Genomic DNA, 22,237 nt, shown 5'->3' with positions numbered 1-22,237 from the left:
AAGCAATCTTTCATAGATTGCTTTCAGCACTAAAAGTTTTTGATTTGATTGTATTTTTTTTCAAAGGCCTGAGTGACTGAACTGGAAGCTTTTGAAAAAGCTGTTGTGCTGACGTAAGTACCATGCACAATAATCCGATGGGTTGCTTCTGCATCTGCACAGGTCACTAGTGTAATTTCTTTTTGATTAGGTGTGTCGTCAAGAACTTCCACATGCTCTGGCGTTACCACATTAATTTTATCAATTTTATAAGTATACACGTTATTTTTATCCGTTACATAAATCATCATCCCATTTTTTGCTTTTTCAAGTGGAGTAAACAAAATTGAAAGATCAGACGTAAAACCTGTCATATTATGTCCGGCTAATGTATAATTTCCTTGACCCATTACTTGATCTTCCTTCATCGTTCCTGCCCCATAGAGTAAGGAAGTGTTCCCTACACCCTTAAAAATTGGAAGATTGATGCCTAAATCAGGAATAGCAACCCCTCCTATTACTGGTAGAGGTTGCTTATCAAATTGACTAGAAACAACAGCTTGAAAATCTACAGAACGCACCGCATCGAAATCGAAACTGGCTTTAGCTTCTTTATTTTTTTCAATTTTTTCAGGTGTGACTTGACTTAACTGATACTGATTACTTTTGGTAGCAATCATCATATTTCTTATGGGTTTGTTAAATACCAAGACCAAACCTACAACAAAAAGTACTAAAATCAGTAAATTAATGAGCCAGTTCCCTTTTTTCTTTTTACCGCTTGTTCTCTTCTTCATTTAGCACTTCCTCGTCTCTTGACTTCTTTTCTCAATTGTAGCATTCTTTGAGAAACTAGTCAAAATGATTGCAATAAAAAAACACTTGCTAAAACAAGTGTTTTATTTTAAGTCGTTGATATTTCCAATCTTGAAGGTCTTTGTTTCTGTTAATTCAAATTGATCTTTTATACCTGAGGTTAGATATACTTTATTGTCTTTATCAACAAATACAGCTTCAACGTTTTTCATTTTTTCAATGTATTCATATCCCTTTTTCGTACCCATGGCATAAATCATGGTAGAAAGGCCATCTCCATTGGTCTGATCTTTACCTGAGATAAGTAAGGTAATGCTAGCAATATCATTTTCAAAAGGATAACCTGTCTTTGGATTTAATATATGACTGTATTTATGGCCATCTACCTCGAGATAACGTTCATAAATCCCTGATGTATTCACATGTTGATTGCTTGCTTTTAGAATTCCCATTTGCTGTCCCGTTGGATCATTAGGATCTTTAATCCCGATACTCCAAGGGTCACTAGCACCCCGAGGAGAATGCCCAATCACATAGATTGAACTCGAACCCAAGTTGACAATCCCAGTTGTCACACCGTTTTCTTTGAGCGAGTTCACCATCTTCATCGCTACAAATCCTTTAACGATAGAACCCAGGTCTAAACGTACTGATGGCTTTGTCAGATAAACAGTATGCGCTTCATCATTAAACTCAATATACTTGTAATTGATAAGTGGAAGCACTTGATCAATTTCCTTTTGTGAGGGTTTTCGGGCGTTATCCATACCGATGTTCCAAAGACTTGTCAAAGAACCAATGGTGATATCATAGCCTAAATCTTTAGCAGAATAACGATAGCCAGCTTTAATCAGCTCGTAAACACCCGCATCAACTTTGACCGGTTTAACTCCAGCATTTTGATTAATTTGATCGATTTGAGATCCCGACTGGTTAACTGTTGTTAATTTATTGTAGGTTACAGGGATTTTCAAGGCTTGATCAACAGCAGCTTCTTTATTTTTATCATAGACAGTGACTTTAACAAAAGTTCCCATTGTTGTAACGTCTTTTTCAAGCGGCGTTTTGAGTAAATCTCTTGTATCTTTTACTTTAGCACTTTTGTTCCCACAAGCACTAAGTGAAATCAGGCTCACCCCTACTGCAACTAGTCCTAATATTTTTTTCATCATCCTATTTTTACTGACAGCTCTGTCAGCACCAGTTTTTAATTCAGAAAGCCTGCCAGTAGCTGACAGGCTTTTCCATTTTTATTTTATGTTCATTCTTGATCTGCATCAGCACTGCTGACAGCTTCGTCAGCAGTTTGAATCGTTGTTTCTTCTTCAGGCTCAGCTTCAACCAACGCAAAGGTTACGATCTGCGCTTCGTCATCAAGTCGCATCACTTTTACACCTTGGGCTGCTCGACCAGTTTGTGAGATGTTAGAGACATTCGTCCGGATAATGACACCCGTATCCGTAATGACCATGATGTCTTCATCACCATTAATTGCCGTTAAGCCAGCAAGCTTACCTGTACGTTCAGTCACATTCATGACTTTGATCCCTTTACCACCACGTCCTTTAGTAGGATATTCAGAAGCTTGAGTCCGTTTACCCAAACCATTTTCTGAAATTACAAGAACTTCCTGATCGTTATTGATGGTTGAAGTTCCAACGACGTAGTCACCTTCTCTGAGATTTACCCCTTTAACACCAGTTGCACTACGTCCCATATCACGAACAACTGCACCCTTAAAGCGTACAGAATAGCCCAAGTGAGTTCCGATAATGACTTCGTCATCTCCTGAAGTTCGTAAGACGTTAATTAACTCGTCACCTTCGCGCAAATTGAGTGCCTTCAGACCATTCGTCCGGATATTAGCAAATTGTGCGGTAGCTGTACGTTTAACAACCCCATTACGTGTTGTAAAGAACAGGTATTTCGCTGCTTGATCACGGTCGACATTGATGATCGTTGCTATCTTTTCTCCATCATCTAATTTCAAAAGATTTACAATCGGAAGACCCTTGGCAGTTCGTCCGTACTCAGGAATCTCATACCCCTTCATTCGATAGACGCGACCAAGGTTAGTGAAGAATAAAAGTTGATCATGAGTTGATGTGGAAACGAGATGTTGCACAAAGTCATCATCCGACATCCCCATCCCTTGCACACCACGACCTCCACGGTTTTGCGCCCGGAATTCATCATTTGCCAGACGTTTAATATATCCTTTATTTGACAAAGTAATCAAAACATCTTCTTCTTCAATCAGATCTTCATCTTCAAGATTGAGGACTTCACCCACCAGAAGCTCTGTACGACGTTTATCAGAGAATTTACGTTTAACTTCTTCAAGTTCCTCGCGAATAATTTTCTTTACACGTTCAGGTTTTGCGAGAATATCAGCCAAATCCGCAATTAAGGCAACTAAGTCTTGATATTCATTTTCAATTTTATCACGTTCCAATCCAGTCAAACGACGCAAGCGCATATCTAAAATTGCTTGTGATTGTTTTTCAGAAAGTTGGAATTCATCCATCATTGCTTTTTGGGCAATGGCATCCGTTTGAGACTCGCGAATAATACTGATGATGCGGTCAATGTTATCTAAGGCAATCCGCAAACCTTCTAAGATATGTGCACGTGCTTCTGCGCGCGCCTTATCAAAAGCAGTTCGACGTTCAACGACTTCGATTTGATGCTCGATGTAGTCTAAAAGGATTTCTTTAAGCGAAAGGACTTTTGGAATTCCTTTTTCAATGGCTAACATATTGAACCCGAAAGAGGTTTGCAGGCTCGTCAATTTGAAAAGGTTGTTCAAAATAACATGAGCTGAGAGGTCTCGACGCACTTCAATGACTACTCGAATTCCTTCACGGTTGGATTCATCACGAACAGCTGTCAAACCTTCAATGCGCTTTTCATGGTTCAAGCGAACAATGTGTTCAACCAAACGCGCTTTATTGACCATATAAGGCAGTTCAGTCACGACGATGCGTTCTTTACCACCGGGCATTTCTTCAATATGCGTCTTCGCACGCAAAGTAATTGAACCTTTCCCCGTTTCATAAGCACGGCGAATTCCTGATTTGCCCATGACCAAAGCACCAGTAGGAAAGTCTGGACCAGGTATCACTGACATCAAATCCATTGTGGTTGCTTCTGGATTTTCCATTAAGAGGTCTACTGCATCAATTGTTTCAGCCAGATTATGTGGTGGAATATTTGTGGTCATTCCGACAGCAATACCAGTGGTCCCATTGACTAAAAGGTTAGGAAAACGCGCTGGTAAAACCAGTGGTTCACGCTCTGTTCCATCAAAGTTATCGGTGAAATCAACTGTATTTTTATTGATATCACGCAACATTTCTAAGGCAATTTTACTTAAACGGGCTTCGGTATAACGCATCGCTGCGGCTCCGTCACCATCCATTGAACCAAAGTTCCCATGACCGTCTGCAAGCATGTGACGGTATGACCACCACTGCGCCATCCGTACCATGGCTTCGTAGATCGAGCTGTCACCGTGTGGGTGATATTTACCCATAACTTCACCGACGATACGCGCTGATTTTTTGTGTGGTTTATCTGGGGTATTCCCCAACTCATTCATACCGTAGAGAATCCGACGATGAACTGGTTTTAGACCATCTCGTACATCAGGAAGTGCCCGTGCCACGATAACTGACATGGCATAGTCACGAAATGACGTTTTCATCTCCTCAACCAAATTGACATTAATCACATTTTTGTCTTGCATGTTTGTGTTGTAAATCCGCTTTCGATAGAGAATTTACGTTCCTTTCTTGCTTTCGGAAAAGTTTGCCTCAGGGGCAAACAGATTAACTTAATTATATCAAAAAATGCGAAAAAAGTCAGCTTTTATAAAGGCCGACAACAATAATTACTTTTTCTACTTCTGGAAAATATGGTACTCACAAATATAGCGATAAAGTGAGTGAACCTAAATCTAGAAAAGCTTTACCTTACACAGGCACTTCAAAAAATAGCAAGACAAACTGTAACTTTGGTCATCCATAATCAAGGTGTCACACAACAAGCTGATGCAGCTTACGAGCTGGTTCAAAAGTATTAAAAATATAGAATTGAAGAAGCGGATTCTTTCACAGAATAAGCACGTAGTAGCTGTAACACACCAAAAAAGACTAGCCCTTAGCTAGTCTTTTCCTCTCCTTTTGCTTTTGTTAATCTTTATTATTAGTTAAGTATCTTTTTACTCCTAGTAAGGAAAGGGACAGGAGAATAATCACACCTAGGATAGAAAAATAAGATTTTGTTTTCTCTCCTGTCAAGGGAAGCTTTTCACTTTCTTTGCCATCCTCAGTAGGCATAGAGATGTTTTGAACGTTCTTGATATTGTATGATTCATGGCTTTTTTGAATTTTTATATTTTCTTGTGTACCTTCATTTTCTTCAGTTTTTTTATCCTCTTTAAGTTCTTGAACATTCTCCGGCACTACTGCTACTTTTTTCCAGTTAGCATAAAGGGTTTTATCACCTTGGTCCTGCGTAGAGATGACTTCTATTTTTTTCCCATTTTCATCTGTCCATCCCATGAAAGTGTAACCTTCACGCCTTGCCTTTTCAAAGCTAGTTACGCCTTGTCCATAGATGTAAGTTTTTGGATTTTTATCGGAATTCACTCCATCATTTAGAAGATAAATTATGTTATAAGAATTAGCCTGCCACTTCGCATGGAGTGTTTTATCGCCTTGTGCATCTGTTCCAATATTGATTACAGGATTATCATTTTCATCTGTCCACCCCATGAAAGTATAACCTTCACGTTCTGGAGCTTCGAAATAATTTATTCCGTGACCATAGCTGTATGTTGAAGGATTATTAGGATGGTTTGTTCCACCGTTGAGAACGTAATTGATATTAAATTCTAAGCTCTCTGCCCTGAATGTTAAAACAGCAGGCTCAGTGTATATTGGGTCATTATTTATTGAATTAACCGGTATGATTTTCAAGCGGTAGAAGCTTCCTTCATCTGAAATATCAGAAACAAAGTCGAGTGGCTTAGAAATACTTTGATTTCCTCCTGAATTTGTCAAACTTTCTATATCGTTATAGGTCACCCCGCTATCTCTACTTACCTGCCAGATCATGTCCACTGCCATTTTCTGAGGAGAAGCCAAGCTTATCTCTGATTCGAAATGCGCAGTATCTCCTGGGACTAAGGACATCTGATCATAGGGATTCGTTCCAGTTACCTGTCCATCGTATTCATACTGAACTAAAGCTGGGACATCAAAGTTGAAAGCATGCCATTTATTTGGATCACCATTATATGCTTTTCTTGATAGAGAGTAAAGGGAACATTTTGCGTGAGATTTGGTTCAAGTTCAGCGACATCGCCCAATAAAAACACAGGTCTAGTCTCGGTTAATGTAGAATCATTTTTAAGCGTACTTAGTGGCATGAACCCTGTTGACTTTCCTGTCATATAGATTTTAATCCCAGCACTGCCATTAACCGCTTGACTTGTATCAACACTAGTAGAAGTGTTGTCTATGAGGGGATTGGGAAGGACCCAAGCTTGTAGACTTTCATCCCAGTTATAAGAACCAGCTGCAGCTGTAGAATTACCAGAATTGGTAATAGTAAAAGTAGGGGCCTCCATGTAAGGAATAACCTTTATCAGTCGATAATCACTGTTAGGCAATTTCGTAAATGTAAGCGTTCCTTGATAACGGTCCCCATCTGTTGTATTGGTACCTGGTGAGGGGATATTAAAGGAAGCTTTAAACAAGCTATTGGTCGCTCCTACCCATGGAATATGTGTTTTATAATCGAAAGTATAAGTTTTATCCGCAGTTGTGATTGCTCCACCATTTGCTGCAAATACGCGTACAGGTAATATATTTAAGAGCGTACAGAATGCTATTATGAAAGAAACCATAATGATTCTTCTCAAAGATAGCGCTTTGTGTAAGATTTGATATTTTTTCATTTTTTCTCCTTGTTCCATTTATAGGCAAAGACGATGAAAGGACTTTGCCCCATCTAGAATTGGGCTTCCTTTTTATTATTCCTTAGATACTCATATTATAATGAAAAATAAATTAAATCAATATATTTTTTATTATAATTGTCTACACAAATACCTTTTTTTTAATTTAAATCACACAAAAAAGACTCTTCTATTTGTATCTCGTAATATCCTTTACAAGAAATCGTTCAATAAATCGAACTGTCATCGAAAATATTTTAACTTTATGAAAACATTAAATGATATTTCAATAAGAAAAAGTTACTGAAACTATCGTTCCAGTAACTTAATTATTAATTTTTATATTGAACACATCCTAGCTAATTGTAGCCGCTTCTTTCACCTAGCTTGTGAATTATCTAGATATTTTTATAAAAAACGCCCTAACTTAATTAGGACGTCTTCTTTACTCCGCTTTTAAATTTGAATCTATAACCAAATCCTTGGTTTGCCGTTGCTCACGTCGAGCGATATAGGGTAAAAGCATTCCCAATAAGAGCAACACAACTGGTGTCAAAATATTTGATGCCAGTTGGAACCACCATGCAGATGGATTAGCGGCATAGTCTAATTTTGGAACCATTCCTAACACACAGGCAATGAGTGTAAAGAGGAAACACCAAGCACCAGCAATCATGGCAAGACGTTTTTGTTTGATAAATTTATATTCAGATTGAAAATGTTTCACTGCCCGATTTAACATCATAAAGGCAAAGAAGACCCAAAGATAACGCATTGGCATCACAACTGAATTTAAATTAGTCAACCATTTGACTAATTCATTCATATCACCAATTCCAAGAATTGGTAAAAGAATGATAATACTTACCAAAATTCCGGTAAGCGTATAACCGTTTTTTAGTGTTCCTTTATTTGTCTTTTTACGTAACCATGCTGGAACGAATTCTGGGTCGGCATCAGCAAGTAAAATGCGTAATGGCGCGTCAATAGAGAAAGCTAAGGCAGCAATTTGTCCTACACCGTTCGTTAAAGCATAGACAATCATCAAAAAGTTTCCGACACCAAAGTGTTGACCTAAAATTTGGAATGCTGCATAAGCACCATTAGCCATCAAGTCATTCGGTAAATTACCGCTTGAGAAAATCATTCCCATGGCAATCGAACCTAAGACGGCACAGATCCCAACCATTCCAGCTAGTAAAAACATCCCTCTTGGAAATTCTTTTGCTGGATTTTTTGTTTGGTTAACATAAGGAGAAATTTTTTCAGCACCACCGACAGCGAAAACTAGCATTGAGATCGTTGTGAAATAACTAAAGTCAAATTTAGGGAGATACGTTTTAATATTTCCCATGTCCGGCGTTGCAATGTGGAAATCTTTTGCGATAAAAGGTGCTCCAATCGCCATGACAATGAAAAGTAAACTCATAACAAACATTGCTGTTCCCGCAAGTCCACCAATCACTTTCAGCGTATTTAACCCTTTAGTTGACAACCATAAGAAAGCTAGAAAAATTGCTAAGGAAGCCAAAGCAACAGCGGTCATTGACATCTGATTAACCAGATTTCCGTTTCCTTGACCCACCCAACCAAAAGCAATCAAAATCGCTTGTGGTTTTTGAGCCAGATAAGGGATGTGCACTACCCAATAAGTCCATGCTGCATAATAAGCCAAACGTTTCGTACTGGTATTTTCGACCCATGAACTGACCCCACCTTTACTCTCTTTAAAAGTTGAACCCAGTTGACCAACAATCAATGCATAGGGAATAAAGTACAAAGCCAAAATTAACAGCCATGAGGTAACAACAGTAATTCCTTGTTGAGCAAAGTTATTGACAACATTCCCCATTCCCCAAACCATGTTAAAGGCAATGAATGCGACGGTAAACCATCTAATTTTTTTAGTGTCCATACTACTCCTTAAAATAATTTTTTGAAAAACTTGCGGACAGTGACAAGTCTTTCTAATCCCCTCTCGTTAGAAAAAGATTACAACAAATTATAAATGAAAGCGTTGGTGATGTCAATTTTTTACCGCATATAAAAATGCACCGCTCCAGTAACGTGCAGGGTACATTTTTTATAGCCTTTAATTTTAAAGTTCTTCCAGAGCTTGGGTGATTGGTAGAGAGCCGTTATGCATGGTAATTACTTTACCAATGGCTTGATCTGTATGAATCAGTGCTTTGAGTGTTTGTGCGACATCTTCAATTGTATTTTTTCCTGATTGATTATCATTGATTGCGATAAGACCAGTCCCTTTCTCTTCAGTAAGGGTACCGGGTTGTAAAATGGTATAAGCGAGACGCGTTTCTTTAGTCAAGTACAAATCAGCAAAATATTTAGCAATGTAGTAATCTTTTAAACTATCAAAACCGGGACCAACCCATTTTTCAGGTTGCAAAGCAAAAATCGTGCTTAGTAAGATAAATCGTTTCACTTCTGCTTTCTCAGCTGCCTGCATGAGTTTGACAGCCCCATATAAGTCAACTTTCAACAAGCTTTTTCCGCCTGATCCTGAAACATTAATAATAACATCCATTCCATGTAATTGCTTGGCCATTTCCTCCGGAGTCCAATCAAGATCGAAATGAACAGCTTTTACATTATTATATTGAGGAACTTGCTCAACTTTTCTTGCTCCAGCATAGATTTGATGGTCTGTTGTTGAGAGAGATTTGAGCAAACTTTTACCTACACGTCCGGTACTTCCAACGATAAATATTTTCATTTTCTACCTCTTTTCTACTTCTTTCATTGTAACAAAAAACCACCCTATTGGCGGTTTTGAGAATTTTTCTTTACTCTTCATCCATTGAGAGGACAGATAAGAAGGCTTCTTGAGGGACTTCTACTGAACCAATGGCTTTCATCCGTTTTTTGCCGGCTTTTTGTTTTTCAAGGAGTTTTCGCTTACGGGAAATATCGCCACCATAACATTTGGCCAAGACGTTTTTACGGAGTGCTTTAATGTCTGAACGGGCAACGATTTTATTTCCTATCGTTGCCTGGATTGGTACTTCAAATTGTTGACGTGGAATGAGTTTTTTAAGTTTTTCAACAATAATTTTACCACGTTCATAAGCAAAATCTTTATGGACAATGAAACTTAAGGCATCCACTTTTTCGGCATTTAAGAGAATGTCCATTTTCACAAGATTTGATGGACGGTAATCAGAAATTTCATAATCAAAGCTGGCATAACCTTTAGTTGATGATTTAAGTTTATCAAAGAAATCAAAGACAATTTCACTCAACGGAATATGATAAATGATATTGACACGATTTGCGTCTAAATAATCCATTGTTAGGAAAATTCCACGTTTTCGTTGAGCTAATTCCATAACCGGACCAACGAAATCATTTGGTACCATGATTTGAGCTTTAACAAAGGGTTCTTCGATGTTTTCAATGCGCGTAGGATCTGGGAATTCTGATGGGTTGGCTACTTCAAGGGTTTCACCGTCCGTTGTATTGATATGATAAACAACGGATGGCGCGGTCATAATCAAATCAATGCCAAATTCACGTTCTAAACGCTCTTGAATGACATCCATATGCAAGAGACCGAGGAAACCACACCGGAATCCGAAACCAAGCGCTTGCGATGTTTCAGGTTCAAAACGAAGACTAGCATCGTTTAATTGAAGTTTTTCTAGGGCTTCACGCAAGTCATTGAATTTATTTGATTCAATTGGATAAATCCCCGCAAATACCATGGGGTTCATTTCTTTATAACCCTCTAAAGCCTCGGTTGCTGGATTTGATGAAAGGGTCACGGTGTCTCCGACACGTGTGTCCGCAACGGTTTTAATAGAGGCTGCGACATAACCTACATCTCCAGCCATTAAGAAATCACGAGCGACTGCTTTTGGTGTAAAAATCCCAACTTCTGTGACATCAAATTCTTTACCGTTACTCATCAATTGAATACGGTCCCCAACTTTAAGCGAGCCGTCAATGACCCGAATTTGAAGGATAACGCCTCGATAGGCATCATAAACTGAGTCAAAAATCAAAGCTTTGAGCGGAGCGTCGACTTCCCCTTGAGGAGCGGGAACTTTCTCAACAATTTGTTCAAGAATTTCTTCAATCCCAATCCCAGCTTTGGCCGAAGCAAGAACGGCTTCAGAGGCGTCTAAACCAATCACATCTTCAATTTCTTGACGGACCATTTCTGGGTCAGCAGCTGGTAGATCAATCTTATTAATGACGGGTAAAATTTCAAGGTCATTATCCAAAGCAAGATAAACATTTGCAAGGGTTTGGGCTTCGATTCCTTGTGCGGCATCAACAACTAATATTGCTCCTTCACAGGCAGCAAGGCTTCGTGAAACTTCATAAGTGAAATCGACGTGACCTGGCGTGTCAATGAGGTGGAAAATATAAGTTTCACCATCTTTGGCTTTATAATTTAACTCGATAGCATTTAATTTAATGGTAATGCCGCGTTCACGTTCAAGGTCCATTGAGTCAAGAAGCTGTGCTTGCATTTCTCGTTTTGAAACTGTTTCAGTTTGCTCGAGGATACGGTCAGCAAGTGTTGATTTCCCGTGGTCAATATGGGCGATAATTGAAAAATTACGAATTTTTTCCTTACGCGCGTTCATTTCTTGTAGATTCATAGTGTTCCTTTTTTCGCCTGCAGGCGCTAGAAATTTAGTTAACTAAAAAGTCAGTTGAGTTAATTATATCATATTTCACCTTAAAAAACCGTCTCTTTTGTAAGAGACGGCAGGATAAAAAGAGAGGACTTCCCCCCAAGTTAATGACGGCTGACAGGCTGATCAGAGCATTTAAAAAGGGTGATGTGTAAATGTTTCATCATCAGTTGGGAATTCTTGCTCGATTTGACTAATTTGTCCTATTTCGACAGTTACTTCCTTAGTAATAAAATGTTGTACATGAGCACTAAAGGTACGATCATCACTTACAAAATGCAAGTGAAAACCTGAACCGAAGAGATCTTTGAGGTGTTCAGGTGACCAGATCCCTAGCATTGTCCCTTCTACTTCCTCTTTTGTAAAATAGGGTTGGTCCGCCATGATTTCTGGATAAGAACGGGTATTATTGGCAGGCTTACTAGAGAGCGTTACCTTCTTAAATTTTCCATGGATGACGAGACTGTAAGCTGTATTTTTTGTAGGAAATTTTTCAATTAAATGAGCTAAAAAATCCTTAGAGTTACTGACGGACTGGTCAGTAAATGTTTGAAGTGGATGATGGTCAACCATCGCTACGTAGGGCATGGTTTCTTCATCATTAACCAAACGAACCTGATTATGAGCATCCCCATGATAAGCAATTCCATCAATAATTGTCACTTCGCCATCCGCGGTATCTAGTGTCCCAATACCTGCTGAACCATGTTGCAAAGCCTCTTTCAGGCGAATAGTACCCTTATAAAAACCACCTGAAAGCGTTGTAAATGTGTTATGTTGAAATATTTTACTAGTTTCCATCTTTTCGTTTCTTGTACCTTTTTTGTTTGATAGATAAAATTGTATCACAGGCTGTCGAAAATAGCCGCTCTAATGCTTGAAAAATTTGCAGGAAAAGTGGGCCTTTTTCAAGTGTATTTTTTTCAAAATTCAAAGTATCTAAAAAAGTCCTGTTGTGGTAAAATAGTTTCATGACTATGAAAACATCTCTCGCAAAATTTGCAGGAAATTCAAGTGGATGGTTCTTACGAACTTTTCTGCATCGTGGTTCGACTCTGCCCGGCAAAGTGGCATTGAAAGTGGACCCTGATATTTTAAAAAATTTAACACAAAATTATGAAATTATTGTCATCACCGGAACAAACGGAAAGACATTGACCACGGCCTTAACTGTGGGTATTCTTGAGAAAGCCTTTGGACCCGTCGTGACTAATCCAACTGGTGCCAACATGATTACAGGGATTGTCTCCACGTTTTTAAAGGCTCCAAAAGCAAAAGCTGGTGAGAAAAAATTTGCGGTCCTTGAGATTGATGAGGCCAGCTTACCTAAAATTACGGAATACATCAAGCCTTCTTTATTTGTTTTCACGAATATTTTCCGAGATCAAATGGATCGCTACGGCGAAATCTACACGACCTATGATTTCATTGTAAAAGGCGCTGCAAATGCACCAGAAGCTACTGTCTTGCTCAATGGAGATAGTCCCCTCTTTCATTCTAAAACGTTGGTCAATCCCGTCAAATATTATGGTTTTAATCATGAAAATCATCAACCAACCCATGCGCATTACAACACAGAAGGCGTGGTTTGTCCCGTTTGTCATCATATCTTAGCTTATCAGATGAATACCTATGCTAACTTAGGAAATTATATCTGTGAAAATTGTGGCTTTACGCGTCCAGAGCTTGATTATCAACTGACAGAGCTGTCAGAGATTACGAATACTTCTTCTAAGTTTGTCATTGATGGGACGGACTATAAGATTAATGTGGGAGGGCTCTATAATATTTATAATGCCCTGGCTGCTGTTTCTGTTGCTGAATATTTTAACGTACCAAAAGCAACGATTGCTGCGGGATTCGAACTTTCCAAGGCCGTTTTCGGTCGACAAGAGACACTAGAAATTGATGGGAAAAAAGTGACGATTGTTCTCATTAAAAATCCAGTTGGTGCCAACCAAGCCTTGGAAATGATGAAATTAGCACCCTATCCCTTCACTTTAGTCAGTCTCCTTAATGCGAACTACGCAGATGGGATTGATACGAGCTGGATTTGGGATGCCAATTTTGAGCTGTTAAATGAAATGGCTATTGATCAGATTATAACTGGTGGAGCACGTTCTTCTGAAATGGCGCGCCGCATGCGTGTTACAGGATTTGACGCACAAAAGATTTCTGAGCGCGCTAACTTATCTGAAATCTTAAGCGTAATCAAAGAAAGTCCACAAGAACACGTTTATATCCTTGCTACCTATACAGCCATGCTTCAAATGCGGGAACTTTTAGCAGAAAATCATTACCTTAAAAAGGAAATGCACTGATATGGTAAAGACGGGCGATCAATTTCAAAAAAATACCGCTTATGAGCATCCTGAAAAAAAGCACTTTATCACCTCAAGCCTAGGTTATAATCGTGTCGAAGTGGACCAATTCATGCGAAAACTCGCAGATGCTCCCGATCATATAAGTCCAAAAGCGCTTGCGGAGCAAAACTTTTCCACGAGTGCATTTGGTTATGACAAGCAAGACGTTCGCTTTTACCTGAAACAATTTGCTTCTTATCGTTATCGCTTGAATCACCAGGCTGAATTTCAAGATGCTCGACGTGCAATTCTTGCAGAAATTGACTTGTCCCAGACTAATTTTTCAAAAAGTCTGCGTGGCTACTGTATTGAGCAAGTGGATACTTTTTTAGAGCATCAGCCAAGTCTTGAGACAATTGCATCAGCCGAGTTCAAAACACAATTCTATGGCTATAACAAGCGACAAGTTCAGCTGTATTTCGAAGCACTCGTCGAAAAATTGAAAGGAAATTTATGACTTATATTTCTTTAAAATCTAACTTAGAAGCTCCTCAATATTCTTTAAATATTGCTCATCTTTATGGTGATTTAATGAATACCTACGGAGATAATGGCAATATTCTCATGCTTAAGTACGTTGGTGAAAAATTAGGCACCGAAATGACTTTTGAAATTGTCTCGCTGGGTGATAAGTTTGATAAAGACTATTACGACCTCGTCTTTTGGGGAGGCGGTCAAGACTATGAGCAAGAAATCATCGCGGATCAATCACTGACGGCGCTATCAGCACCTCTCAAAGCTTATATTGAAGCGCAAAAACCCATGCTAGCCATCTGCGGAGGCTATCAAATGCTCGGTCAGTACTATGTCAACTCAGCAGGTACGAAGATCAAAGGAACAGGGATCCTAGGACACTACACTGAAAACTTACGGACGGATCGGTTCATCGGAGATATCGAAACACATAACGATGAGTTTGGGGAAACTTACTATGGGTTTGAAAATCATTCAGGAATTACTTACCTCTCTGAAAACGAAAAACCACTCGGTCGTGTTGTTTACGGCGGAGGAAATAACCCTGATGACGATACGGAAGGTTTGATTTACAAAAATACTTTCGGAACTTATTTTCATGGACCAATTCTTTCTCGGAATGCTCGCCTTGCATACCGTTTAGTCACTACAGCCCTTTACCAAAAATATGGTGAGGATCTACAACTTCCCCCTTTTGAAGCAATTCTAGCAGATGAAGAAAAAGGACAACAGGTCGGTGATATCAAACGAAAAGTTGAAAAATAAAACAAAAACTTACTGACCAGTTGGTCAGTAAGTTTTTTTAGTCTACTGATTTTAACGCTCCGAGCATGTCAACTTTTCTTAGTTTAAAGTGCACAACTAAAGCGAGTGCGAGCGTCGTTGCAAAAGTAATGGCTGCCGATATTACCAAATTTGTCCAGTATAACCCAGGGGCAAACATGATTTGATTTGGTGCTAATTGGCTAATGATAAAGTGGTGGAAGAAAGCACCCAGCCCAAAGCCGGCGCCAATTCCTAAGAAACTCAGTAGAATCGTTTCTCGGTAAATATACAAAGTCACTTCAGAATCATAAAAACCAAGGACTTTTATTGTTGAAAGCTCTCTAATCCGCTCTGACACGTTAATATTTGTAAGATTATAGATCACAACAATTGCAAGCAAGATGGCACATGTGATTAAGACAAACATCACACTATTAATCCCATGCATAAAGGAATTAATGGTTGTTTTCAAATCACTATTTTGTGAGACTGCCTTGACTGCTGGAAGTTTCATGAAAGCCGCTGACTGATCCTTAATTCGTTTTGCGCTTGGATTTTTAAGTGTAATAAGGTAAGCATTGCTTTGAAAAGTACGCCCAAAAGTTTGCTGATACTGGGTTTGATTCATAAAAATGTAATGTCCCATATACATCTCAGTAATTCCTGCTACACGAATCTTATGCAGTTTTTTGTCTTCATCTTCAGCCGTAAAAGTATCTCCTACTTTAACTTTCAAGACTTCTGCGAGTTTCTCAGAAATCACACTCCCCTGCTTTTGAAGTTGAAGTTTATCCTGACTTTTTCGCTCTCGTAAGGTTACAAATCGAGAAAAAGCTGTCTCATCAGATGTAGCAATAACATTCAACGTTTGGACTTCATTTGCGGCACCCGTTTTTTTAGTTAAATTTTCAAAAGCTATGGGTAACTTTTCCTGAATATCTGTTGAATTTAATTGCTTATCTAAGGATTTTTGAGCTGCTTTTTTAGTTGAATCCTGCTTAATTGCAATCATATCATAGTGTAAGATTTGATCAAACTGACGAGTTGATAAGCCAGAGATTGAATCTCTAATACCAAATCCCATAACCAACAAGGCAGTGCATCCAGCAACACCAAAAATGGTCATCAACATGCGCTTTTTATAGCGAAAAAGATTACGAGCCGTTACTTTATAAGTAAAACTCATCCGTTCCCAAATAAAAGTAATATGCTCCAAAAAGATCCGAGAGCCTGCTTTAGGAACCTTTGCTAAAAATAGACGAGCAGGAACCTCTTTTAATTCTTGAGCCACCACCCAATAGGCAGGTAACACACTACAAGCTATTGCAATAAGAAAAGCCACAATCGTCCAAAAAAGTGAAAAACTCAACCGAAGATTGGAAAAAGTTGAAGAAGACGTATAGGCGTTAAAAACTGCTAAAGGTAAAAAGGTGTGTCCTAAAATCGTTCCCACCAATGCCCCCGCACCACTTGATACCAGACCATAAATCAAGAATTTTTTACGTATCTCAGCATTTTTATACCCTAACGCTTTTAGTAACCCTAAATTACTCCGCTCTTCTTCTACAAAACGTGTCATTGTCGTTAAACTAACTAAAAGCGCGATAGCAAACAATACTACGGGGAAAATATTTGAGAGGGTATCAATCCGCGTAGAGTCATCTATAAAACTTTGATAACCAGGGTTACCCTCTTTTCTGCTGTTCACCGTATACTTTGGCACACTCAAAGCATCTATTTTTTCTTGTTGACTTTTGAGCTTTTCTTGTCCTTTTTTGAGGGTATCTTTCCCCTCTTGCAATTGTTTTTGTGCCGCTTGGAGCTGTGCCGTTTGAGTAGCACTCATCACCACTCCCCTCGCTTGTGCTTGCTCAAGTTGTAATTTTTGTTCAGTAAGTTGGTTTTCCTGATGAGTAAGAATGGTTTCTTGTTGCGCAAGCTCTTGCCTTGCCTCATCCAGCTCGATCTGAGATTTTTCCCGAAGCTCGGATAAACGGGATTTCCCTTGTTGCTTTAAGCGAGTTTCTAATTGCTTTTGGTGTTGTTCTAGGCGCTGATTGTATTTTTCATCATAGATGGACAGTCCAGCGAGATTTTTATAGCTGAGGCGTGCCATCATGTACACTTTTGATTGGAAAGCATTTTTTGGAACAACGGCGTAGCCATTAAGTTGTCCCGTACCAACTGTTGTTGGTCCAAACGTGTTTTTATCAACATATTCACTGGATTTAACAAAACCAACTATTTTAAAGTTATCTTTGCGCAAAATCCTGGACTCATCTTGTGCTTCAGCTGCAAAATGAAGGGTTTCACCAAGATGATAGTCCGCTTTAAATCGGTAATCTAAAGCAATTTCACCAGAATCTTGTGGCATTTTACCAGACATGAGTTGGTAGGTTGAGAGTGTATCAGGTTGCGAGAAAAGGCGTAAACTCGTGTGAGTATCTTTAATAACAACATCCTGAAAATAGCTGAATTCTATCTTTTTTAGACCCGATGTTTGTTTCAAAAATTTTTGATCACTTTGATCTAGGCCCAAACTTGAAGTGACTGTCAGATCAGCTAATTGCTGCTGTCGGTAAAAGTGTTCGGCGGTGGCACGCATATCCGGCCCAGAGACTTTGAGCCCAACGAAAGCAAAAACGCCTAAAACCATCAATGAAAAAATCGATAAAAAGCGGCCCAGCGAACCAGTAATAGAGCGACGTATTTCTTTATTTAGTGTCTTTTTACGCATGTCTCACCACTCGATCTGTTCAATACTCTCAGGCTGGTCATTTTCTTTTACCGCCTTCACCTTACCATCATGCATTTGGATGATTCGATCAGCAATTGGAGCAATGGCTGCATTATGCGTCACAATAATCACTGTTGTCCCTTGTTCACGTGCCATTTCTTGTAAAAGTTTTAAGATTTGCTTACCCGTATGATAATCAAGCGCGCCTGTTGGTTCATCACAAAGCAACAGTTTGGGATTTTTAGCTAATGCTCTCGCAATTGCTACACGCTGCTGCTCACCTCCCGAAAGTTGAGAGGGAAAATTATGGATTCTGTGCTCTAAGCCGACCTCTTTTAATACGTTCTCAGCATCTAACGCATCTTCAACGATCTCTGAAGCCAGTTCAACATTCTCTTTTGCTGTTAAATTATTGATTAAATTATAAAATTGGAAAACAAAACCTACCTGGTATCGCCGATAAGTTATTAATTCTTTCGCAGAGAAGCTGGCGATGTTTTGCCCATCAATCCACACTTCACCAGCATCACTCGTATCCATCCCCCCTAAGATATTAAGCACCGTAGATTTTCCTGCACCAGAAGAACCTAATATAACTGCTAGTTCTCCTTCTTCAATATCAAAAGTCACTTGGTCATTCGCATAGATTTTTTCTTGTCCCGATTGATAAATTTTTGATTCGGCTTTAAGTTGAATAAAAGTCATAAAGTCCTCCTATTATGAAAACGCTATTATGATAATTATAACATAATTCTTTTCATTTTCTTAGATTTCCTTTTCTTAGATTTCCTTTGTAAAGGATAAGAAAAAGTTACTGACCAGCTGGTCAGTAACTTTTTGTCTTTTATTTCCAGAAATCGTCAAATACTGTAATTGGTAAATGACGTTTATGTTGTGTTTTATTCCACCAAGCTTCAATTTTTTCTTGCGCTTCAGCAGAGATTTGTTTCCCTTCTGTATAGTCATCAATATCACGGTAAGTAACGCCTAAAGCCACTTCATCTGCTAGCCCTGGCTTGCCTTCTTCCAAATCGGCAGTCGGTACTTTTTCATAAAGCGCAGGATCGGCGCCAAGCTCGGCAAGCAACGCTTTACCTTGGCGCTTGTTCAAACGAAAGAGTGGTAATAAATCTGCTCCCCCATCCCCAAATTTAGTGAAGAAGCCTGTAATGTTTTCTGCCGCATGATCCGTTCCAAGGACAGCTCCGTGGTACTCCCCTGCAACGGCGTATTGCGTAATCATCCGTTGACGGGCTTTGATATTTCCTTTATTAAAGTCAGAAACTTCAATCCCGGCTTCCTTAAGAGCGGCAACCTGCCCATCTACTGCAGGTTTAATGTTAATCGTTAAACTCACATCGGGTTGAATAAATTTAAGAGCCCGTTGGGCGTCTGCTTCATCAGCTTGTACACCGTGAGGCAGTCGGATTGCAATGAACTGATAAGTATCATCTTTTGTTTCAGCTCGCATCTCCTCAATTGCCATTTGAGCCAAACGTCCTGCTAAACTGGAATCTTGCCCGCCAGAAATCCCTAATACAAATGCTTTTATAAAAGGATATTTTTTGAGATAAGCTTTCAAAAATTCCACTGATACGCGAATTTCTGCTTTCGGATCAATTTCCGGTTTAACGCCTAATTCTTGAATAATTTGGTCTTGCAATGTCATTTTATTTCCTTTCAACAACTGATGGTTTGGTCAGTTACTGACCGTTTCATCAGGACTTACTGACGGATAAATTTTACTCATATAAAATTCGTCAATGTATTTTCCATCTACGTACATGGCTTCTTGGCGTACCCCTTCAATTACAAATCCTTGTTTGTGATAAAGGGCAATAGCTGCATAATTATTAACCATTACCGTGAGCTCAAGTCGCTTGATGCCTTTATCTTTGGCCCAGTCATCTAACCACTCAAAGAGCTGAGTCCCAATTCCTTGGTGTTGGTATGCTTCTAAAATCCCAACCACAAGGTAAGCCGTGTTTCTGATTCGTCGAGCTTTTCCACGTTTCGCCGATAAATAACCAACGAGTTTTCCAGCATCTTCTGCACCAATTAGGAAATCAAAACGTGAAATTTGCCCAATCGTACGACTAAAATCAAACCGCCGCTCATCCGGCTCTAACATCATAAATTTTGTTTCCGTGTCCAACTGTTTTTGGACATCCCAAAACAGTCGGGCATCACATATATCAATCCTTCTTATTCTCATTATACATCATCCAATCTCGTCATTGAAACAGTTGTACGCACTTGCGAAATCAAGCGCATCTTGTGGTTCCAGAGCTCTTGCGATAAGTCAACGGGATACGGCTGTGGGTTTAAATCACGCTTATATTCGTCCCATAATTCATCTAAATTTTCACGAGCAAAAGCTTTTATTTCTTGAAGGGCGGGAAGCTCATAAACCAATTCACCCTTAACAAAGATATTCTCTAGCAACGGTTTTGCATTAAAATCACGCACATTTTTATTGATATAAGTATAGAGCGGATGGAACATATAAATTTCATCTGCTTGATCAGGGCGCTCTTCGTTAAAAGTAATGTAATCTCCCTCTGATTTACCATCTCCTTTTTTCGTGATGCGCCAAACTTGTTTCTTACCAGGTGTAGAGACTTTTTCAGCATTACTTGATAATTTGATCGTGTCTTGCATTTGACCTTTCTCATCTGCAATAGATACTAACTTGTAAACTGCCCCAAGTGCTGGTTGATCATAAGCGGTGATAAGTTTTGTACCCACCCCCCACACATCAATCTTCGCCTTTTGCATCTTCAAGCTCAAAATAGTGTTTTCGTCTAAGTCATTAGAAGCATAAATTTTGGCAGCAGGAAAACCGGCCTCGTCCAGCTGCTGACGAACTTTTTTAGAAATATAAGCCATATCTCCCGAATCAATGCGCACACCTTGAAAATTAATTTTATTACCAAATTCTCGTGCCACTTTTATCGCAGCAGGCACACCTACTCGCAAAGTATCGTAGGTATCAACAAGAAAAACACAATCTTTATGGGTGGATGCATAAGCTTTGAAAGCCTCATAGTCATTTCCATAGCTTTGTACTAAGGCGTGAGCATGCGTCCCACTCGCTGGAATACCAAAAATCTTCGCCGCTCTCACATTAGAGGTCGCATCCGCTCCCCCAATGACCGCCGCACGTGTCCCCCATATGGCTGCATCCATTTCTTGGGCACGGCGTGTCCCGAATTCTAAGAGAGGGTCTTCACCAATCACCGATTTAATCCGAGCTGCTTTCGTGGCAATCAATGTTTGAAAATTAATGATGTTTAAAAGGGCTGTTTCAATCAGCTGGCATTCCGCAAGTGAGCCCTCTACTTGAACTAACGGTTCATTTGCAAAGGCCAACTGCCCTTCGCGCATCGCCCTTACTGTCCCTGTAAACCTTAATGATTTTAAATAACTAAGGAAATCTTCAGGATAGTCTAATTCCCGCAGGTATTCAATATCTGTCTCTGAAAAAGAGAGAGTTTTTAAATACTCCACCATCCGCTCAAGTCCAGCAAAAATAGCATACCCATTTTTAAAGGGCATCTCTCGAAAAAAAACCTCAAAAACCGCATGGCGATTGTGTCGCCCAAGTTTAAAATAAGTTTGCATCATATTGATTTGATATAAATCGGTATGTAATGTAAGACTATCGTCTGGATAAAGATGTGGCATAATTCCTCCGTCATTCACATTTGTGAAGTTCACTGATTTTAAGACGTTTCTAATCTTTATTTTATCAAATTTTTGCATAAATTTGTACTACAAACGTCTTAAAGGACCAGATAAAAAAATAAGCGCTTTGCCTTTACATTGACTGTTTCTTATTTTCCTCTTTCTTTTACAAAAGAGACATTTTTGATATAATCAAAACATGAAAAAACGAAAAAAAATTGGGCTACTTGGAGGAAACTTCAATCCTATCCATCATGCCCATCTCATGATGGCTGACCAAGTAGCTCAACAAATGAGCCTTGACCAAGTCCTCCTTATGCCTGAAAACATCCCTCCGCACGTAGACACAAAGAACACAATTGCGGCCGAGCATCGTGTCAATATGCTAAAGCTTGCTATCAAAGATAATCCAAGACTCGGTTTGGAGCTTATCGAAATTGAACGGGGGGGGAAATCTTACAGTTATGATACCTTAAAGCTCCTCACACAACTGCACCCTGATACTGACTTTTATTTTATTATCGGCAGTGATATGGTTGAATATTTACCCAAATGGTATAAAATTGATGAACTTATAAAGCTGGTAAACTTTATTGCCATCCGGCGCACTCCACTTTTACCAGAGTCCCCTTATCCTGTCACCTGGCTAGAAACGCCACTTTTACCTATCTCAAGCACCATGATTCGGGAAACTTTTGCAAGACAACTCGAACCTACCTATCTATTGCCTCAAAGTGTGCTTCAGTATATTCAAAAAAACAACCTCTATAAAAAAAAGCATGAATAA

19 protein-coding genes are annotated in these 22,237 nt (G+C 39.2%); 5 read left to right on the top strand and 14 right to left on the bottom strand.

Going from position 1 to position 22,237, the window contains the following annotated elements; translation table 11 throughout:
• Positions 1–29 precede the first annotated feature (29 nt).
• From JW886_RS05515 to gyrA, 3 genes are all read right to left on the bottom strand, one after another.
• Positions 30–776: a class A sortase gene (locus tag JW886_RS05515; RefSeq protein ID WP_205871507.1), complete on the bottom strand. Its 747-nt coding sequence runs from the start codon at positions 774–776 to the stop codon at positions 30–32.
• Positions 777–878: 102 nt separating this feature from the next.
• Positions 879–1,964 (bottom strand): FAD:protein FMN transferase, encoded by a 1,086-nt coding sequence (locus JW886_RS05510; RefSeq protein ID WP_205872486.1) that lies wholly within the window; start codon positions 1,962–1,964, stop codon positions 879–881.
• A gap of 92 nt (positions 1,965–2,056) precedes the next feature.
• Positions 2,057–4,543 carry a DNA gyrase subunit A gene (gene gyrA / locus JW886_RS05505; RefSeq protein ID WP_205871506.1) on the bottom strand — a complete coding sequence of 829 codons (2,487 nt, stop codon included), beginning with the start codon at positions 4,541–4,543 and terminating at the stop codon, positions 2,057–2,059.
• 198 nt (positions 4,544–4,741) lie between these two features.
• Between gyrA and JW886_RS05500 the strand changes: the two genes are divergently transcribed.
• Complete coding sequence (locus JW886_RS05500; RefSeq protein WP_205871505.1) at positions 4,742–4,879, top strand: hypothetical protein; 138 nt, start codon at positions 4,742–4,744, stop codon at positions 4,877–4,879.
• A gap of 109 nt (positions 4,880–4,988) precedes the next feature.
• Here JW886_RS05500 and JW886_RS09870 read toward each other — a convergent pair whose 3' ends face one another.
• The 6 genes from JW886_RS09870 to JW886_RS05475 all read right to left on the bottom strand — a co-directional run bounded on the left by JW886_RS09870 (position 4,989) and on the right by JW886_RS05475 (position 12,225).
• Entirely contained in the window at positions 4,989–5,993 is a 1,005-nt protein-coding gene (locus JW886_RS09870; RefSeq protein WP_241003738.1) for an InlB B-repeat-containing protein, read from the bottom strand.
• A 50-nt stretch (positions 5,994–6,043) separates the two neighbouring features.
• Positions 6,044–6,760, bottom strand: coding sequence for a hypothetical protein (locus tag JW886_RS09865; protein WP_241003737.1), 717 nt, complete (start codon positions 6,758–6,760; stop codon positions 6,044–6,046).
• A gap of 445 nt (positions 6,761–7,205) precedes the next feature.
• Complete coding sequence (locus tag JW886_RS05490) at positions 7,206–8,675, bottom strand: APC family permease (RefSeq protein WP_075524667.1); 1,470 nt, start codon at positions 8,673–8,675, stop codon at positions 7,206–7,208.
• A gap of 183 nt (positions 8,676–8,858) precedes the next feature.
• The gene (locus JW886_RS05485) at positions 8,859–9,494 is read right to left on the bottom strand and encodes an SDR family oxidoreductase (protein ID WP_200406802.1); all 636 of its coding nucleotides are present in this window, start codon (positions 9,492–9,494) and stop codon (positions 8,859–8,861) included.
• A 70-nt stretch (positions 9,495–9,564) separates the two neighbouring features.
• A complete protein-coding gene (gene lepA, locus JW886_RS05480; protein ID WP_205871504.1) occupies positions 9,565–11,388 on the bottom strand; it encodes a translation elongation factor 4 in 1,824 nt (607 codons plus the stop codon).
• A 171-nt stretch (positions 11,389–11,559) separates the two neighbouring features.
• On the bottom strand, positions 11,560–12,225 hold the full coding sequence (locus tag JW886_RS05475; protein WP_205871503.1) for an acetolactate decarboxylase: 666 nt from the start codon (positions 12,223–12,225) through the stop codon (positions 11,560–11,562).
• 170 nt (positions 12,226–12,395) lie between these two features.
• Between JW886_RS05475 and murT the strand changes: the two genes are divergently transcribed.
• The 3 genes from murT to gatD are packed head-to-tail and all read left to right on the top strand — an operon-like array spanning position 12,396 to position 15,026.
• Positions 12,396–13,745 (top strand): lipid II isoglutaminyl synthase subunit MurT, encoded by a 1,350-nt coding sequence (gene murT / locus JW886_RS05470; RefSeq protein WP_205871502.1) that lies wholly within the window; start codon positions 12,396–12,398, stop codon positions 13,743–13,745.
• Between the two features lies 1 nt (position 13,746).
• A complete protein-coding gene (locus tag JW886_RS05465) occupies positions 13,747–14,244 on the top strand; it encodes a hypothetical protein (protein WP_205871501.1) in 498 nt (165 codons plus the stop codon).
• On the top strand, positions 14,241–15,026 hold the full coding sequence (gene gatD / locus JW886_RS05460) for a lipid II isoglutaminyl synthase subunit GatD (protein ID WP_205871500.1): 786 nt from the start codon (positions 14,241–14,243) through the stop codon (positions 15,024–15,026). The genes JW886_RS05465 and gatD overlap by 4 nt, the downstream gene beginning before the upstream one ends.
• Before the next feature lie 37 nt (positions 15,027–15,063).
• Here gatD and JW886_RS05455 read toward each other — a convergent pair whose 3' ends face one another.
• From JW886_RS05455 to JW886_RS05435, 5 genes are all read right to left on the bottom strand, one after another.
• Positions 15,064–17,763 carry an ABC transporter permease gene (locus tag JW886_RS05455; protein WP_205871499.1) on the bottom strand — a complete coding sequence of 900 codons (2,700 nt, stop codon included), beginning with the start codon at positions 17,761–17,763 and terminating at the stop codon, positions 15,064–15,066.
• A 3-nt stretch (positions 17,764–17,766) separates the two neighbouring features.
• Positions 17,767–18,468: an ABC transporter ATP-binding protein gene (locus tag JW886_RS05450; RefSeq protein ID WP_205871498.1), complete on the bottom strand. Its 702-nt coding sequence runs from the start codon at positions 18,466–18,468 to the stop codon at positions 17,767–17,769.
• 139 nt (positions 18,469–18,607) lie between these two features.
• Positions 18,608–19,432 (bottom strand): ammonia-dependent NAD(+) synthetase, encoded by an 825-nt coding sequence (gene nadE / locus JW886_RS05445; RefSeq protein ID WP_200406797.1) that lies wholly within the window; start codon positions 19,430–19,432, stop codon positions 18,608–18,610.
• A gap of 30 nt (positions 19,433–19,462) precedes the next feature.
• The gene (locus JW886_RS05440; RefSeq protein WP_075524657.1) at positions 19,463–19,978 is read right to left on the bottom strand and encodes a GNAT family N-acetyltransferase; all 516 of its coding nucleotides are present in this window, start codon (positions 19,976–19,978) and stop codon (positions 19,463–19,465) included.
• Positions 19,978–21,450 carry a nicotinate phosphoribosyltransferase gene (locus JW886_RS05435; protein ID WP_205872485.1) on the bottom strand — a complete coding sequence of 491 codons (1,473 nt, stop codon included), beginning with the start codon at positions 21,448–21,450 and terminating at the stop codon, positions 19,978–19,980. The genes JW886_RS05440 and JW886_RS05435 overlap by 1 nt, the downstream gene beginning before the upstream one ends.
• Positions 21,451–21,649: 199 nt before the next feature.
• Between JW886_RS05435 and JW886_RS05430 the strand changes: the two genes are divergently transcribed.
• On the top strand, positions 21,650–22,237 hold the full coding sequence (locus JW886_RS05430; protein WP_075524655.1) for a nicotinate-nucleotide adenylyltransferase: 588 nt from the start codon (positions 21,650–21,652) through the stop codon (positions 22,235–22,237).

Source organism: Lactococcus taiwanensis, assembly GCF_017068355.1.
Taxonomy (GTDB): Bacteria; Bacillota; Bacilli; order Lactobacillales; family Streptococcaceae; genus Lactococcus; species Lactococcus taiwanensis.
The sequence above is the reverse complement of the archived record's forward strand: the minus strand, read 5'-3'. Positions and strand labels throughout refer to the sequence as shown.

Bases quoted from the DNA above. Each gene is read 5' to 3' on its own strand.
- lepA (WP_205871504.1), bottom strand. From the start codon at position 11,388: ATGAATCTACAAGAAATGAACGCGCGTAAGGAAAAAATTCGTAATTTT.
- JW886_RS05455 (WP_205871499.1), bottom strand. From the start codon at position 17,763: ATGCGTAAAAAGACACTAAATAAAGAAATACGTCGCTCTATTACTGGT.
- JW886_RS09870 (WP_241003738.1), bottom strand. From the start codon at position 5,993: ATGTCCTTAGTCCCAGGAGATACTGCGCATTTCGAATCAGAGATAAGC.
- JW886_RS05430 (WP_075524655.1), top strand. From the start codon at position 21,650: ATGAAAAAACGAAAAAAAATTGGGCTACTTGGAGGAAACTTCAATCCT.
- JW886_RS05510 (WP_205872486.1), bottom strand. From the start codon at position 1,964: ATGAAAAAAATATTAGGACTAGTTGCAGTAGGGGTGAGCCTGATTTCA.
- JW886_RS05465 (WP_205871501.1), top strand. From the start codon at position 13,747: ATGGTAAAGACGGGCGATCAATTTCAAAAAAATACCGCTTATGAGCAT.
- nadE (WP_200406797.1), bottom strand. From the start codon at position 19,432: ATGACATTGCAAGACCAAATTATTCAAGAATTAGGCGTTAAACCGGAA.
- JW886_RS09865 (WP_241003737.1), bottom strand. From the start codon at position 6,760: ATGAAAAAATATCAAATCTTACACAAAGCGCTATCTTTGAGAAGAATC.
- JW886_RS05515 (WP_205871507.1), bottom strand. From the start codon at position 776: ATGAAGAAGAGAACAAGCGGTAAAAAGAAAAAAGGGAACTGGCTCATT.
- JW886_RS05490 (WP_075524667.1), bottom strand. From the start codon at position 8,675: ATGGACACTAAAAAAATTAGATGGTTTACCGTCGCATTCATTGCCTTT.
- gatD (WP_205871500.1), top strand. From the start codon at position 14,241: ATGACTTATATTTCTTTAAAATCTAACTTAGAAGCTCCTCAATATTCT.
- JW886_RS05485 (WP_200406802.1), bottom strand. From the start codon at position 9,494: ATGAAAATATTTATCGTTGGAAGTACCGGACGTGTAGGTAAAAGTTTG.
- JW886_RS05435 (WP_205872485.1), bottom strand. From the start codon at position 21,450: ATGCCACATCTTTATCCAGACGATAGTCTTACATTACATACCGATTTA.
- JW886_RS05475 (WP_205871503.1), bottom strand. From the start codon at position 12,225: ATGGAAACTAGTAAAATATTTCAACATAACACATTTACAACGCTTTCA.
- murT (WP_205871502.1), top strand. From the start codon at position 12,396: ATGACTATGAAAACATCTCTCGCAAAATTTGCAGGAAATTCAAGTGGA.
- JW886_RS05440 (WP_075524657.1), bottom strand. From the start codon at position 19,978: ATGAGAATAAGAAGGATTGATATATGTGATGCCCGACTGTTTTGGGAT.
- gyrA (WP_205871506.1), bottom strand. From the start codon at position 4,543: ATGCAAGACAAAAATGTGATTAATGTCAATTTGGTTGAGGAGATGAAA.
- JW886_RS05450 (WP_205871498.1), bottom strand. From the start codon at position 18,468: ATGACTTTTATTCAACTTAAAGCCGAATCAAAAATTTATCAATCGGGA.